Annotated in this window: 15 protein-coding genes; 4 read left to right on the forward strand and 11 right to left on the reverse strand. The window is 72.0% G+C overall.

Annotation, left to right across the window (positions count from 1 at the left end):
- Positions 1–68: 68 nt before the first annotated feature.
- The 4 genes from BM051_RS00945 to BM051_RS00960 form a co-directional block, all read right to left on the reverse strand.
- Entirely contained in the window at positions 69–1451 is a 1383-nt protein-coding gene (locus BM051_RS00945) for a DEAD/DEAH box helicase (RefSeq protein WP_243859279.1), read from the reverse strand.
- Positions 1452–1662: 211 nt separating this feature from the next.
- Positions 1663–2658, reverse strand: coding sequence for a serine protein kinase RIO (locus BM051_RS00950; protein ID WP_092526472.1), 996 nt, complete (start codon positions 2656–2658; stop codon positions 1663–1665).
- A gap of 301 nt (positions 2659–2959) precedes the next feature.
- Complete coding sequence (gene yaaA, locus BM051_RS00955) at positions 2960–3700, reverse strand: peroxide stress protein YaaA (protein WP_092526475.1); 741 nt, start codon at positions 3698–3700, stop codon at positions 2960–2962.
- 28 nt (positions 3701–3728) lie between these two features.
- The gene (locus tag BM051_RS00960) at positions 3729–4076 is read right to left on the reverse strand and encodes a VOC family protein (protein WP_092526478.1); all 348 of its coding nucleotides are present in this window, start codon (positions 4074–4076) and stop codon (positions 3729–3731) included.
- Between the two features lie 129 nt (positions 4077–4205).
- Here BM051_RS00960 and BM051_RS00965 point away from each other — a divergent pair, with 129 nt between their 5' ends.
- Both BM051_RS00965 and BM051_RS00970 read left to right on the forward strand, forming a co-directional pair.
- Complete coding sequence (locus BM051_RS00965; RefSeq protein WP_092526481.1) at positions 4206–5957, forward strand: proline--tRNA ligase; 1752 nt, start codon at positions 4206–4208, stop codon at positions 5955–5957.
- On the forward strand, positions 5958–6986 hold the full coding sequence (locus BM051_RS00970) for a DUF8017 domain-containing protein (RefSeq protein WP_092526484.1): 1029 nt from the start codon (positions 5958–5960) through the stop codon (positions 6984–6986).
- A gap of 234 nt (positions 6987–7220) precedes the next feature.
- On the opposite strand, the gene BM051_RS00975 is transcribed toward BM051_RS00970, so the two are convergent.
- The 4 genes from BM051_RS00975 to BM051_RS00990 all read right to left on the reverse strand — a co-directional run bounded on the left by BM051_RS00975 (position 7221) and on the right by BM051_RS00990 (position 10252).
- Positions 7221–7934, reverse strand: coding sequence for an HAD family hydrolase (locus tag BM051_RS00975; protein WP_243859280.1), 714 nt, complete (start codon positions 7932–7934; stop codon positions 7221–7223).
- A gap of 197 nt (positions 7935–8131) precedes the next feature.
- Positions 8132–8644, reverse strand: coding sequence for a DUF421 domain-containing protein (locus BM051_RS00980; RefSeq protein ID WP_092526487.1), 513 nt, complete (start codon positions 8642–8644; stop codon positions 8132–8134).
- A gap of 187 nt (positions 8645–8831) precedes the next feature.
- Complete coding sequence (locus BM051_RS00985; protein ID WP_092526490.1) at positions 8832–9692, reverse strand: EamA family transporter; 861 nt, start codon at positions 9690–9692, stop codon at positions 8832–8834.
- A 152-nt stretch (positions 9693–9844) separates the two neighbouring features.
- The gene (locus tag BM051_RS00990; RefSeq protein WP_177216873.1) at positions 9845–10252 is read right to left on the reverse strand and encodes a winged helix-turn-helix transcriptional regulator; all 408 of its coding nucleotides are present in this window, start codon (positions 10250–10252) and stop codon (positions 9845–9847) included.
- Between the two features lie 92 nt (positions 10253–10344).
- On the opposite strand from BM051_RS00990, the gene BM051_RS00995 reads away from it, so the two are divergent.
- Positions 10345–11181 (forward strand): NAD(P)H-binding protein, encoded by an 837-nt coding sequence (locus tag BM051_RS00995; protein WP_092526497.1) that lies wholly within the window; start codon positions 10345–10347, stop codon positions 11179–11181.
- Between the two features lie 74 nt (positions 11182–11255).
- Here the strand turns inward: BM051_RS00995 and BM051_RS30570 are convergent, their stop codons facing one another.
- The gene (locus BM051_RS30570) at positions 11256–11513 is read right to left on the reverse strand and encodes a trypsin-like serine protease (RefSeq protein ID WP_424923249.1); all 258 of its coding nucleotides are present in this window, start codon (positions 11511–11513) and stop codon (positions 11256–11258) included.
- Entirely contained in the window at positions 11491–12114 is a 624-nt protein-coding gene (locus BM051_RS01005) for a trypsin-like serine protease (RefSeq protein ID WP_134045953.1), read from the reverse strand. Before BM051_RS01005 ends, BM051_RS30570 begins: the two co-directional genes overlap by 23 nt.
- A 401-nt stretch (positions 12115–12515) precedes the next feature.
- Between BM051_RS01005 and BM051_RS01010 the strand changes: the two genes are divergently transcribed.
- Positions 12516–13409, forward strand: a complete 894-nt coding sequence (locus tag BM051_RS01010; protein WP_092526506.1) for a LysR family transcriptional regulator — start codon at positions 12516–12518, stop codon at positions 13407–13409.
- Positions 13410–13454: 45 nt separating this feature from the next.
- Here the strand turns inward: BM051_RS01010 and BM051_RS01015 are convergent, their stop codons facing one another.
- The gene (locus tag BM051_RS01015) at positions 13455–14456 is read right to left on the reverse strand and encodes an epoxide hydrolase family protein (RefSeq protein ID WP_341770764.1); all 1002 of its coding nucleotides are present in this window, start codon (positions 14454–14456) and stop codon (positions 13455–13457) included.
- Positions 14457–14691 lie beyond the last annotated feature (235 nt).

The following is a 14691-nucleotide window of genomic DNA, read 5'->3' on the forward strand; positions in this document are numbered from 1 at the left end:
ACCGGTACGGGGACGAGGGGCCGCCGACATCGGCGGCCCGGCCCACTGGTCGGATTCGGGTCGGGCGACTACGCGGCGCGCCGGCGGGCCGGCCGGCGGCCGGCGTGCTGCGGCCGGTCACCGCCATGCCCGCGACGGTTGCCGAAGGGCGCCCGGCCGCGCTCGCCGCCGGCGCCACGCCCGCCACCGCGGCGGCCGTGCGGGCGCGGCGCGTGCTGGCGCGGCTCGACGACCGGCACGCCGCTCGGCGTGCGCGCCCCGGTGATCCTGTTGAGCGCCGCGTCACCGGGCCCTACCTGGGTCTGGGTCGGCTTGACCCCGGCCTTGGCGGTCATCCGGTGCACCGTGCGCCGCTGGTCGTGGGTGACCAGTGTGACGACCGTGCCCGAGGCGCCGGCCCGCGCGGTGCGGCCGGCCCGGTGCAGGTAGTCCTTGTGGTCGGCGGCGGGGTCGACGTGCACCACGAGATCGATGCCGTCGACGTGGATGCCGCGCGCGGCCACGTCGGTGGCCACCAGCACGCTGCTGCGGCCCTCCTTGAAGTCGGTGAGCACCCGGTTGCGCTGCCCCTGGGTCTTGCCGCCGTGCAGCGCGCCCGCCCGCACGCCGCTGGCGCGCAGCCGCTCGGCGAGTCGGTCGACATGGTGCTTGGTGCGCACGAACATGATCGTGCGCCCCTCCCTGGCGGCGATCTCGGTGAGCACCACCTGCTTGTCCTGGTGCGCCACCTGCAGCAGGTGGTGCTCCATGGTCGTGACGCTGGCGGTGACCGGGGCCACCGAGTGGGTGACCGGGTTGGTCAGGTACGCCTTGACCAACCGCTCGACGTCTCCGTCGAGGGTCGCGGAGAACAGCAGCCGCTGCCCGTCGCGCGGGGTGAGGTCGAGGATCTGCCGCACCTGCGGCAGGAAGCCCATGTCGGCCATCTGGTCGGCCTCGTCCAGCGCGACGAACCGCGCGTCGGAGAGCACGCAGGTGCCCTGCCGGACGTGGTCGGACAGCCGGCCCGGGGTGGCGATCACAAGGTCGGCACCGCGGCTGAGCCCGTCCACCTGACGGGTGAAGGACATCCCGCCGACGACGGTGCGGCACCACAGGTTCATCGCCCTGGCCAGCGGCACCAGCGCGTCGGCGACCTGCATCGCCAGCTCGCGGGTGGGCACCAGCACCAGGGCCCGTGGGTGCCGGGGGCGGGTCGTGCCGCCCTCCAGCCGGGTGAGCAGCGCCAGACCGAAGGCGAGGGTCTTGCCGGAGCCGGTCTGGGCGCGGCCGAGCACGTCCCGGCCGGCGAGCGCGTCGGGCAGCGTGGCCGACTGGATGGGGAAGGGGGTGTGCAGGCCGCCCTCGCGCAGCGCCCGCAGCAGCGGGGCCGGCAGGTTGAGGTCGGCGAAGGTGATGTCCTGGTCCTGGCTCGCGGTGGCCGGACGGGTGGACTCGAACGTGACGGTCAAGGTTGCCTCTCGGACGTGGCACGTCACAAGGAGGCCCGGCTGCCCGCGCGCAGGCAGGGCTTGACGATGAAGCAGTGGGCGTTCACAGGGACGAACCCGGTGCTGGGGAGCACCGTTGACGGTAATGGAATCGCCGCGAGCCGATCGGCGGCCGCGGCAGCGTTGTCCAGTCTAGCCGAGGGTCGATCGGACTCCGCGGTGTGGTGGGTGATCACGGCTCGAATCGGGCTCGGTCGAGGCCCAGCCCGGCGGCCCGGCGCAGGTCATCGAGCAGACCGGTGACGTTCACCACGTCGTCCGGCAGCCCGCGGGCGGCGAACCAGCTGGCGATGGTGCGCACGTCGCGATCCAGGTAGCCGGCGCCGGACGGGTTGACCACCAGGTCCACCACCTGGGGCAGGTCGATCAGCACGAGCCGGCCGTCGTGGACGAGGACGTTGTAGGCGGACAGGTCACCGTGGCAGAGTCCCTCCGCGGCGAGCAGCTCGAGGGCCGCGGTGAGCTGGTGCCACAGGTCACGCAGCTCGGCGGGTGCCGGGCGGAGCTGCGCCAGCCGGGGCGCGGCGGTACCGTCCTGCTCGCCGACGAACTCCAGCAACAGCTCGGTGCCGTCGCGCTGCACCGGGTAGGGGACGGGCACGCCGATCGGCCACAGCCGGCGCAGCGCGGCGAACTCCGCGGCCGCCCACTGCTCGGCGATGAGATTGCGGCCGAAGGTCGTGCGGCGGCTCATGGCGCGCATCTCCCGGGACCGGCGCATCCGCCGGCCCTCGAGGTAGCCGGTGTCCCGATGGAAGAGCCGGTGCTCGTCGCCGCGGTACCGCTTGGCGGCAAGCAGGCAGCTGGCCGACCCGTCGGGCAGGCCGCGGCGCAGGAGGTGGACGTCGGCCTCCTTGCCGGTCTTGAGCACGCCGAGGTCGGTGTCCACGGCGGCGAGCTCGGTCACCAGCCAGGCGGGGTGGGGCGCCGGGCCCTGCTCGGCGTCGCCCCAGGTGGACCAGTGGTCCGCGCCGCCGGGGACGGTCTCGGTGTAGGCATCCGCGCGCAGCCGGGCGAGGCGGGTGCGCTCGTGCTCGGTGAGCCGCCCGCGGCGGGTGGGCTCGGGCTCGTCGTCGAACCGGGGCCGGCGGCCGCGCGGGGCCGGGCGTGGCCGGTCGAAGTCGGGCTCGTCGAAGTCGGAGTCGGTGAAGCGGTCGTAGCGACGCACGGTGGGTCTCCTGCGGGAGGTGGCCCCACCGGCGAGGTCCGGTCAGCCTGGCGGGGCGGGCGGAAGGGCGCGGATGACGCCCGGGACAGGGACGGACATCGGGCACCTCCTCTCCGCTTCCGCCGGCCTGGCGCCGGCACGCGCCCACTCTCGCCCGGTCGGCCGGCTCCCCGCAACCGATTTTCGCCGCCCTTGCGCTGCCGGTGGTTCTCGGCACGGGGACGCGGCGCCACGGGCGCTCGCTCGCGGGACGCCGCCGCGAGCACAGTGGACAGCCGGCTGCCTCCGGCGTTTCCGGCTGTCAGGCGGGGACGACGAGCTCCAGGTCCCGCTCGCCCACGCGGTCGACGGCGAGCCCGGCCGCTCGGGCCGCGCGGACGACACCGTCGACAGTGGACGGTTGGCGGGACCGGGTGGCGAGTGCCGCGGCGAGGCGGCCCTTGTGCGCCTTGTTGTGGTGGCTCACCGTCGTGCGCCGGTGGCCGTCGTCGGTGACCACCCGCACCGACACCGCCCCCGGGATCCGGGCCAGCGCGGCGTACCCGCCCGAGCGGAGGTCGACCACCAGCTCGTCCACCGCGGCCAGTGCCGGTTCCAGCTCCGGCCGCCAGAGCGTGCGCAGCGGCCCGACCGCGGGGAGCGCGCTGCCCGCGGAGAGCCGGTAGCCGGGGATCCGGTCGACGCCGCGCACGACGCCGAACAGCGCCGAGGCCACGGCCAGCCGCCGCTCGGCCCTGGCGAGCCGAGCCCGGTCGACACCGGCGAGGTCCAACGCGTCGTAGAGCACTCCCGTGTAGCGGCGCAGCGCGGGCAGCGTCGGCGCGGACCAGAGCCGCGCGTTGCGGGCGATCTCGCCGTCCTGGCGCGCGGACAGGCCGAGGGCCGCCCTGCTGGCGGCGACGTCGCCGGCCAGCTCAACGAGCGCGTCGACCAGCTTCGCCCGCACCGGGTTCAGCTCGGGGAACGCCAGGGTGGCCAACTCCAGTGGGGGACCGTCGCCGCCGGGGGCCTTGGTCTCCGAAGGGGGCAGCAGCACCAGCACGGCGAGCAGGGTAGTCGGCGGCCGCGCGTCAGTGCTCTTCGCCGACGCAGAACAGGTTGCCCTCCAGGTCGGTGAGCACGGTCCAGCCCAGCCCGGGCATGTCGTGCTCCGCCACCTCCATCGCGCCGAGCCCGACCAGCCGCGCCACCTCGCGGGCCCGGTCCTCGGTCACCAGGTCCAGATGCAGCCGGTTCTTGCCCGCGCGCGGCTCGGGCACGCGTTGCAGGCCCAGCCGCACGCCGCCGTCCCGGCCGGCCAGCACGAGATACTCGCCGTAGTCCTGGTCGACCCGCAGGCCGAGCGCGGCGGACCAGAAGTCGGCGAGTCGCCGGGGATCCGCGCAGTCGATGGTCACCATGCCGAGTTCGAGCGTCATGGCGGGAGAGTAGGCGGGGGCACCGACAGTTCCCCCGCGTTAACCGGTTGGAGCTGCTCGGGGGCGGGTGACTACGCTGCGCAGAACAGCAGGACCGCCGAATCCGGCTCGCCGCCAAGGAGCGCAGAAGTGATCACCAGGATGTCGTCGCTGTTCCTTCGCACCCTGCGCGAGGACCCGGCCGACGCCGAGGTACCCAGCCACCGGCTGCTGGTTCGCGCCGGGTACGTGCGCCGCGTCGCCCCGGGCGGCTACACCTGGCTGCCGCTGGGCCTGCGGGTGCTGCGCAACATCGAGGCCGTGGTCCGCGAGGAGATGGGCGCCATCGGCGCCCAGGAGATCCAGTTCCCCGCGCTGCTGCCGAAGGAGCCCTACGAGGCGACCGGCCGGTGGACCGAGTACGGCGACAGCGTCTTCCGGCTCAAGGACCGCAAGGGCGCCGACTACCTGCTCGGCCCCACCCACGAGGAGTTGTTCACGCTGACCGTGAAGGGCGAGTACAGCTCCTACAAGGACTACCCGGTCATCCTGTACCAGATCCAGACGAAGTACCGGGACGAGGCGCGGCCCCGCGCCGGCATCCTGCGCGGGCGCGAGTTCGTGATGAAGGACTCCTACTCCTTCGACCTCGACGACGCCGGCCTCGCCCGCTCCTACCAGCTCCACCGGGACGCCTACATCAAGATCTTCGACCGGCTGGGCCTCGACTACGTGATCGTCGCGGCCATGTCCGGCGCGATGGGCGGCTCGGCGTCGGAGGAGTTCCTCGCCGTGGCGCCCACCGGCGAGGACACCTACGTGCGCAGCACGGAGTCGGACTACGCGGCCAACGTCGAGGCCGTCACCACGCCCGCGCCGCCTCCCCAGCCGCTGGACGGCCGGCCCGAGGCGCAGGTGCACCACACCCCGAACACGCCGACCATCGAGACGCTGGTCGACTTCCTGAACCACGAGGCCGACCTCGGCCGCGTCTTCACCGCCGCGGACACGCTGAAGAACGTCATGGTGAAGGTCCGGCAGCCGGGCCAGACCGAGTGGCGCCTGCTCGGCGTCGGCGTGCCCGGCGACCGTGAGGTGGACATGAAGCGGCTGGAGGCCTCGCTCGAGCCGGCCGAGGTGAGCCTGCTCGACGACGCCGACTTCGCCGCGCACCCCTTCCTGGTCAAGGGCTACATCGGGCCGGGGGCGCTGGCCGCCAACGGCGTCCGGTACGTCGTCGACCCGCGGGTGGTGCCGGGCACCGCCTGGGTCACCGGTGCCGACAAGGTGGACCACCACGTCGTCGACCTGCTCTGCGGGCGCGACTTCACCCCGGACGGCACGATCGAGGCCGCCGAGGTGCGCGAGGGCGACCCCTCGCCCGACGGTCGCGGCACCCTGGTCGCCGCCCGCGGGATCGAGATCGGGCACATCTTCCAGCTCGGCCGCAAGTACACCGACGCGTTCGAGGTGGACGCGCTGGGCCCGGACGCCAAGCCGGTCCGGATCACCATGGGCTCCTACGGAGTCGGCGTCTCCCGCCTGGTGGCGGCCATCGCCGAGCAGCACCACGACGAGCTGGGCCTGGTCTGGCCCCGGGCGGTGGCGCCGGCCGACGTGCACGTCGTGATCGCCGGCAAGGACGACGCGGTCGCCGAGGGTGGTGAGCGGATCGCGGCCGAGCTGTCCGCCCGCGGGGTACGGGTGCTGCTCGACGACCGCAAGGCCACCCCTGGCGTGAAGTTCGCCGACGCGGAGCTGGTCGGCGTGCCCACCATCGTCGTGGTCGGGCGCGGGCTGGCCAAGGGCGTCGTCGAGATCAAGGACCGGCGCACCGGTGACCGCGAGGAGGTCCCCGTCGACGACGTAATCGAGCACCTGGTGACCCTCGTGGGCCGGTAGATGGGCTGGTTCCGGAAGGAGCCGAGCACGCCCGGCTACGAGGACAGGGCGGCGCTCAGGGGCTTCGGTGGCTACGAGCCGGCGGACGGCAGCAACGTCGCGCCGGCCGCTCCGCCGCCCGTGCCTCCGCCGGCGGAGACTTCCACGGCTCGGCCCCGGGGGCAGCGGGGCCAGCCCCAGCAGAGCCCGTTCCAGCGGGGACCGGCGGGCCAGGTGCCGTCGCGGGACCGACCTCCCGCGCGCCCGACCGTGCGCCGCCGGCGGCCGTTCGCGCCGGCCGGGTTCGTGGTGTTCGGGCTCGTGGTGGCCGGTGTCCTGGTGAACAACGCGATGCCGGACTCCACGGTCTCGGACTCCCCGCCGCCGGTGACGTCGACCTACACCGCCGAATCACCGCGGCCGAGCGTGGTCGTGCCCGCGGTGGTCGACGGCTGGCAGCCGGTGCCGGGCCGGGACGGGGGCTACGCCTACGACGTGCCGCCCTCGTGGACGCCGAAGCCGTCCACGCTGCACGGCTGGGAGGCCGACGACGCCAACGCCAACCCCGGCATCACCCTGGCCGCCAGCGCGTTCACCGGTGAGGCCCACTGCCCGGCGGACCCGCGGCGGGACCGCGGCGGGTCCGGGGTCGCGTCGGTGCCCTGGTCCGATCCCGCGCTGGCCGCCCGCAACGCCGCGACCTCCGTCGCCGACCACGCCTACTCGACGGACGGCGGCTCACCGCCCGTTCTCGCGGTGGGGTCGCCGCAACCGGCCGAGGTGCCCTTCGGCGACGCCACCCGGGAGGCCAGCGTGGTCGTCGTCGAGGTGACACCCGCGGCCGGCGTCTCACCGTGCCTGCCGACCACCGCGCTGGTCGCGGCGCTCGCGGTGACGCCGGCCGAGGGCGACGCCGAGAGCCCGGTGCTGGTGGCCTACGCCGACCAGGGCTACCCGGACGCCACCGGCCGGGACGACCTCGTTCGGCTGGTCACCAGCCTCCGCGCCGTCCCCACGGAGGACCGCACCACCATCCCCGCCACCCCCTGACCCGAGATCCACGTCCCGCTCCGCGCGCACGTGTCCGCGTCCCGTGCGCGCGTGTTCGCGCTTCGCGTCACCGTGTTCGCGCGTGGCGTCGGCGTGTTTGCCGTTCCCGTCGCTGTGTTTGCCGTTCCCGTCGGTGCGTTGGCCGATGGCGTCGAGGTGAGGAGTGCTACTGCTCGGGGTGGGGATGTGTGCGGTGGGTGGGGAGGTGCGCGAAACGTCGAAGGTGTCCTGCCGCTACTCTCGCTCGGCGAGGATGGCGGTGACCACGGCCTCCGTCTCGGTCAGGTCGGTCAACACCGTGTGGGCGCCCGCGTCCCTCAGTTCCGCGACACCGTGCCGGCCGGTGGCCACGCCGATCGCGGTGGCGCCGTGGCGCAGGGCCGCGTCCACGTCGTGCGGCGTGTCCCCGATGACCACCACCGAGGTGCCCGGGAACTCCCGGCCGTGCTTGGCCGCCGCGCGAGCCATCGCGTGTGCCACCAGTTCGGCCCGCTCGGCCGACAGCGAGCCGTAGCCCCCGATCTCGAAGTCGATGTGCCCGTGCAGGTCGAACGCCGACAACTTGTGCCTGGCGATCTCCGGCAGGTTGCCGGTCACCAGGGTCTGCACGACGCCGGCCCGCACGGCCATGGTCGCCAGCGCCGCCGCCGCACCGGGTAGGGCCCGCCCGCGCTCGGCGAGCGTGGGCAGCGACTCGGTCGAGATGTCGACCAATCGCTGCCACATCCGCCGCACGGTCTCCTCGCTCGCCTCCACGGCATGCGCGGCGAGCAGCTCCAGCGTGATCGCCCGCTCCGTCCGACCGGGAAACGCCGGCACGTATCGCAGCGGCACACCAGCGATGTCGGCCAACGCGCGGCGGTACCAGTCGCCGCCGAGCCCGCGCAGGTCGACGAGGGTCAGGTCGATGTCCCAGAGCACCAGCCGGTGCGCGTCCGAGGTCTCCACGGCACCGACCGTACCGGCTGGGATTTGTTCAACTTTCGTTGACTTTCGCGATCGCGTTGCCCTACCTCGGGCCCATAAATTCAACAATCGGAGAATAACAAGACAGTGGACGGCATGACCCCGCGCCGACAGCGCCGACCACCACGAGCTGACGGCTTGTCCGGTCCGATCACAGAGCCCCTGTCCGCTCTGCCGGCTCAGGGGACGTCGGGAACGTCGTCGAGCGCGTGGTGGTCGCCGACCTTGGTGGTGGGGATGACGCTGAGCCCCCCGTCGGTCTCCAGCACCACAGCCGCCACCTGATCGAGTCCGCCCAACCCTTGCGATCGGATTGCCTGCAGGACCTCTGCTCGGCTGACGCGCTGCTGCTGGAGTGTCTGTTCTCGCATCCGACCGTGCCATACCAGGAGCGTCGGGCGGGACCGGACCGCTTGCCGCACCGCCCGCAGCCGCACGGCCGACCAGGCGACGACGTACTGGGCCGCCACCAGAAGAGCTAGTGCCAGCAGTCCCTCGGCCAGTGCCACATCAGCGCTGAGCAGGATCGTCGCCAGCGTGGAACCCAACGCGACCGTGACGACGAGGTCGAACGCGTTCATCTTGGCGAGGGTTCGTTTGCCCGAAAGCCGTACCACGGCGACCAACACGACGTACGCCGGGACTCCAACGGAGACCACTCGGATCAAGCCCGACCACGAGTCGAAGAACACGCCCCACGCTTACCCGAATGCGAAGGCGCTACACATACCACCCCCTCCTTGCAAGATCGAGTGGCTCAAGAATCCAGCAAACCGACTCCGAAGAACCCGGGACACACCAGAGTGTGCACCAAACCCGGGACGCTTCGAGAAGCCTGGGAGCGCGGAGGGCTGGGGAGGCCGAGAGGGCTGAAGAGGTCTAGCGGCGGGACGGTTCTGTCTTGGTGTTGCGGGCGGGGTGGGGGTGCAGCACGGCGCCGGCGGCGGCCGTGCACACGCAGCCGATCGCGATACACTGGGCCGGCGCCAGATGCTCGGCCAGCACCACGGTTCCGGCGAGGCCGGCCGCGGCGGGTTCCAGGCTCTGCAGCACCCCGACCGTCCTCGGGGGTAGTCGGCGCAGCGCGGCCAGCTCGAGTGAGTACGGCAGGACCGCCGCAAGGACGGCCACCGCCAGTCCCTGCGCCAGCGCGGGCGCGGCGAGCAGGGCGGCGCCGCTTTCCGCGACACCGAACGGGATCGTGAGCACGGCCGCCCACCCCACGGCGAGCGCGAGCGGCGCCCCACCGGCGGTGCGCGCCCCGGCAAGCTTGCTCAGCACCAGGTAGGACGCCATCGCGACGCCCGAGCCCAGCGCGAGCAGCACTCCGGGCAACGGCACCTCGGCCGCACCCGGCGCGTGGAACAACCACACTCCCGCCCCGGCCAGCGCGGCGAACCCGAGATCGACCGCGCGTCGCGACGTCACGAGCGCGAGCGTGATCGGCCCGAGCAGCTGCAGCGAGGTCGCCAGGCCGAGGGGCAGGTACCGCAGCGCGAGGTAGATCAGGTTCATCCCCGCGATCGCGATGCCGAACCCGAGCGCGAGAACGAGCTCGCGTTTCCCGCGCGGCGGACGCGGCCGCCACACCAGCCCGAGGATCACCGCGGCGAGGCCGAGCCGCAGCGCCACCACCCCGAGCGGCCCGACCTGCCCGAACAGCTGCTTGCCCATGGCCTGGCCGAACTGGATGCTCGCCACGCTTCCGAGTACCAGTACCGGGGCGGGAAGAGGCGTCATACCTCCACCCTCGGCCGCACCCACCGTCAACGTCCATCGAATGTTCGTGCACGGAATCGTTCAGGCTGGGATACAAGATTCCCCGGTTCCCCACGCTCTGCCGAGGACCGGCCGGGGTTGCGCTGCCGCCCACGGCCCGGCGGCCCCTCGGGTTACGAGCGGCGGGCCGGGCGCCGCTGCGCGGTGTCGTAGTCCTGCCGGGCCTGCTCGACCCTGTCCAGGTTCGCGGTGGACCACTCCGCGAGCGTGGCGAACAGCGGCGCCAGGCTGCGCCCCAGCTCGCTGATCTCGTACTCCACCCGCGGTGGGACCTCCGGGTGGTAGGTGCGCAGTACCAGGCCGTCGCGTTCCAGCTGCCGTAGCCGCTGGGTCAGCACCTTGGGCGTGATCGTGGCGATGCGGCGTTCGAGCTCCACGAACCGCTGCCGGCCGTACTCGTTGAGTGTCCAGAGGATCGGCGTGGTCCAACGACTGAAGACGATGTCGACCACCGGGGCGATCGGGCAGGCCTGCTCGGGGTGAGCCACCACGCCGGCCGATCGAGTCGTGTTCCCGCGCACAGTGGCTCCCTTCGCCAATACTTTCCGGTAGGTACCTACTATACCGCGGGCTGTCGCGTGCTCCGAGTCCACCGCACTCCAGGAAGCAGCCAATGATCGTGGTGACCGGAGCAACGGGCAACGTGGGGCGGCCGCTCGTGCGAGCGCTCGTCACCGCCGGCGAGCAGGTGACGGCAGTCTCGCGAGGAGCCGCGGCGCCGGACACGCCGGGTCAGGTGCGGCATCAGCGGGCCGACCTGGCCGAACCGGCAAGCCTGGCACCCGTGTTCGACGGCGCCGCGGCGCTGTTCCTGCTGACCTCCGGCGACCGGCTGGCGACCGGGGGCGGGCCCGAGGTCATCGCCGACATCCTTCACACCGCGCGGGCCGGTGGCGTCCGCCGGGTCGTCCCGCTGTCCTCGCAGGGCGTCGGGACACTGCGCCATCCGCCGGACCTGGAGGACGCCGTCCGGCGTTCTGGTCTGGAGTGGACGATCCTCCGACCGGGTGGCTTCCACTCCAACACCCTGGCGTGGGCCGATCTGGTCCGCGCGCAACGGGTGGTGGCCGCGCCGTTCGGCGATGTCGCACTGCCGACCGTCGACCCGGCCGACATCGCCGAGGTCGCCGCCGTCGCGCTGCGCGAACCCGGCCACGACGGCGCCACCTACGAGCTGACCGGACCTGCGTTGATCTCCCCTCACCACCAGGCCATGGCGATCGCGGACGCGCTGGGCGAGCCGGTGCGCTTCGTCGAGCAGAGCCGCGACGAGGCCAGGGCAGAACTGCTGCGGTTCATGCCCGAGCCAGTCGTGGCCGCCACTCTCGACATCCTGGGCACGCCGTCCGCCGCTGAGCAGCGGGTGAGCCCCGACGTCGAGCGCGTCCTCGGCCGCCCGCCCCGTCCCTTCGCCGACTGGGCGGCGCGCCACATCGCGGCCTTCAGGTAGGCCGGCTGGAGACGACCGCACTGCCGTTGTCGGTCTCGGCCAGCGCCTTTCTGGCCGAGACCGTGCATCCAGGCTTACTGTGCCCCTGGTGCGGCATCCTTGATCCAGGCCGCGTGCGAGGTGATCTCGGTGAATACGGAGGGCAACCCTGAGCCGCACAGAGCCGTCGCCGACACGATCCCGATGAGCCGCGCGTTGCTCCCGGACCCGGCCATCAACGGTCCTCCTTCGTCGCCCGGGCACGCTGTCGCCTCGTCGGAACCCGCACACAGGTACGCGTCCGTGTTGACGTCAATGTTCCCATACACCTCAGCGCATTCGCGCTTCGACACAATCGGTACCGTCGCCGACTGCAGAAAACGAGGGTCGTTCCCCAATAACCATCCGGTGTCCCCCCCACCCAGCAACCTCCGCCGGTGTGCCGACCGGCCCAGGGAAGCCTGGCTCCGACAGCTTGGCTGTCTTCAGATAGCGATATTGCCCATCCAGATCCAGCGAAGTCGACAAGGTCAGGACTGCCAGGTCGTGGACATTGTTGCCATAGTCGGGATGAAACTGAACGTTGCTCAGCGAACGGACAACCTCCCGGCCCTCATCCTTTCCGGTGTCGTCCTCGCCCGAAGTCACCCGATAGTCGGTGTTGATATTGACGCGTGGATTTATACAGCTCGCCGCGGTCAGTACATGGATCGTTGTCACAAGCACGCCGCCGCAGCTGTTGCTCCAACCATATAACCAATGCTTGTTGTGCAGCATCACCATGAACGGGAACTCCGAGACCGTGGCGCGCGAGCCACCCTCGATCGCCTGGGCGGGAGCCACCCCCGCTACCACAGCAGTCGCAGCGGCTGCAGCAATGCTGATCTTTCGAATGAACGCAACCCCTGCTCCTTGCTGGTAGCGATGATCATTGACCGTACGCGACCAGGCCACGAGAGTCGACTCCTCTAAGGCATGAATGGTTGTGACGGACTATGTGTCGCCCCCAAGGAGTGATCGCCACTGTCTATGTTGCGTGAGTGGCCGAGTAAACCGTCAACCACAGCTACCAGCCTTCGGAAATACCCATTACCAAGAACTAAACCTCGACCTTCAGTGAGTAACTCCGTCGTTGGCCCTTTTGTGTCGTGATGCCGGGGGCAGCCGGAAACCCTGCGTGATCGCCCTGCCCGGATCCGGCTGGTCCGGACGTGGTGACCAGCCGTCACCTCCACGGCGAACAAGGGCGCACCGCGTCGACGCACCTTCTGCCCGCAATGCCCGCGGCAGCGTGCGCCCAGCACCCGTCAACGTTCACCGAACGTTCGGGCATCGATTCGTTTAGCCTGGACTACATGATTGACCTGCGGCGGCTTCGGGTGCTCCAGGTGCTGGCCGAGCAGGGCACGGTGACCGCCACCGCCGCGGCGCTGCACCTGACGCCCTCGGCGGTGTCCCAGCAGCTTCGGCAGCTCGCCCGCGACCTCGACGTCGAGTTGCTGCACGCCGAGGGCCGCCGGGTGCGGCTCACCCCCGCGGCGCGCGTACTGCTCGACCACGCCGACACCCTGGCCGCCCAGTGGGAGCGGGCCCGCGCCGACCTGGCGGCACACCGGCACGAGCGCATTGCCGGCACACTGCGGATCTGCGCGGTGTCCTCGGCCATCGCCGCGCTGCTGGCCCGCGCCACCACCGATCTGCGGCGCAGGCACCCCCGCCTCCGGGTGCACCTGCGCGAGGAGGAGAGCGCCGACTGCTACGAGCTGCTGCTGGCCGACGAGGCCGACCTCGCGGTGGTGCTGCCCACCCCGGACGCACCGCCGGTCACCGACCCCCGCTTCGAACAGCACCCCCTGCTCGAGGACCCGCAGGACCTGCTCGTCCCCCGCGGCCATCGGCTGGACCGTCCGGACGGGGTGCCGCTGGCCGAGGCGGCGGGCGAGTCCTGGATCGTCAAGCCGCACAACAACGACACCTACGCGCTGCTCACCGTGGCGTGCGCGGCCGCGGGCTTCACCCCGCGGATCACCCATCACGCCAAGGAGTGGTTCGCGGTGTCCGCCCTCGTCGCGGAAGGCTTCGGGGTCTGCCTGCTGCCGCGCCTGGTGCCCGTGCCCGCGGAGCACGCCGTCGTCCGGATCCCACTGCGCGGCAGGCCCCTGCCGTCGCGCCGGTTCGTCGCGTGCGTCCGGCGCGGCAGCACCGAGCACCCGGTGGTCGCCGCCGGTCTCGCCGCCCTCACCACGTGAGCGAGCCGGGACCGCAGATCCGGTCCCGGCTCGCCGACGCGGTGGTCACCCCAGCTGCGCGTAGAACTGCCGGATGTCGCCGACCAGCAGGTCGGTCGCCTCGTGCGCGGCGTAGTGGCCGGCGGCGTCGCGCCCGCCGCCACTGGGAATGCCGGGGTCGTAGGAGTTCCAGCTCACGATGTTGTGGTGGTCGCGCTCGGCGAAGCGCCGGATCGACCGGAAGTCGCCGGCGAACATCGCCAGCCCCGTCGGCGTGGTGGTGGGCTGCGTCGGGTGCTGCGCGGTGTGGGCGTCCTCGTAGTAGAAGCGGATCGCCGACGCCGCGGTGCCCGTCAGCCAGTAGAGCGCCACGTTGGCCAGCACGAAATCGGCGTCGAGGCTGCTCCCGAACAGCTGGGCGTTCCACGCGAGCAGGCCGGCCGGCGAGTCCGCGAGCGCGAAGGCCAGCGTCTGCGGCTGCTGGCTGTGCAGGATGTTGAACGAGAACATCGTGTCCTGGAACCACTGCAGGTGCTTCAGCGCCGCCTGGTCGGCATCGCTGAGCCCGACGAACTCGGCCGGGTCGCCTGTCGGGAACGAGAACAGCTGGGTCACGTGCACCCCGACGACGTGCTCGGGGTCGATCCGGCCGATCTCCGGCGAGATCATCGAGCCCGCGTCGTTGCCGACCGCGCCGTACCGGTCGTAGCCGAGCCGGTGCATCAGCTCCACCCAGGCCCGGGCAGTGCGATAGCGGTTCCAGCCCGCGCCGCGGGTGGGGCCGGAGAACCCGAAGCCCGGCAGCGACGGGATGACCAGGTGGAACGCGGGCAGCTCCGGCGAGCCCGGCTCGGTGAGCGGCTCGACGAGGTCCAGGAACTCGATGACCGAACCGGGCCAGCCGTGGGTGAGCACCAGTGGCGTGGCGTCGGCTCGGGACGAGCGCACGTGCAGGAAGTGGATGTCCTCGCCGTCGATCTCGGTGACGAACTGCGGACAGGAGTTCAGCCGCGCCTCGACCGCCCGCCAGTCGAAGCCGTCCAGCCAGTACCGGAGGAGGTCCCGCACCCGCTCCCCCCGGCACGCCGTAGGTGTCGCCGGTGCCGGGCAGCTCGTGCGGCCAGCTCGTGCGGCGAAGGCGGTCGGCCAGGTCCAGCGCGGCCTGGCTTACCTCGACGCGGAAGGGGCGGATGGCGGTCCGCCGATTCTCCATGCGGTGCTCTTCTCGGATGGGCTGGTGGTGGAATCCGTCCTGACCCACTCGATCCTGGCGCACCCACAAGTTCGCCTCCCGACGACTGAG

This window comes from Amycolatopsis arida (assembly GCF_900115565.1).
GTDB lineage: Bacteria > Actinomycetota > Actinomycetes > Mycobacteriales > Pseudonocardiaceae > Yuhushiella > Yuhushiella arida.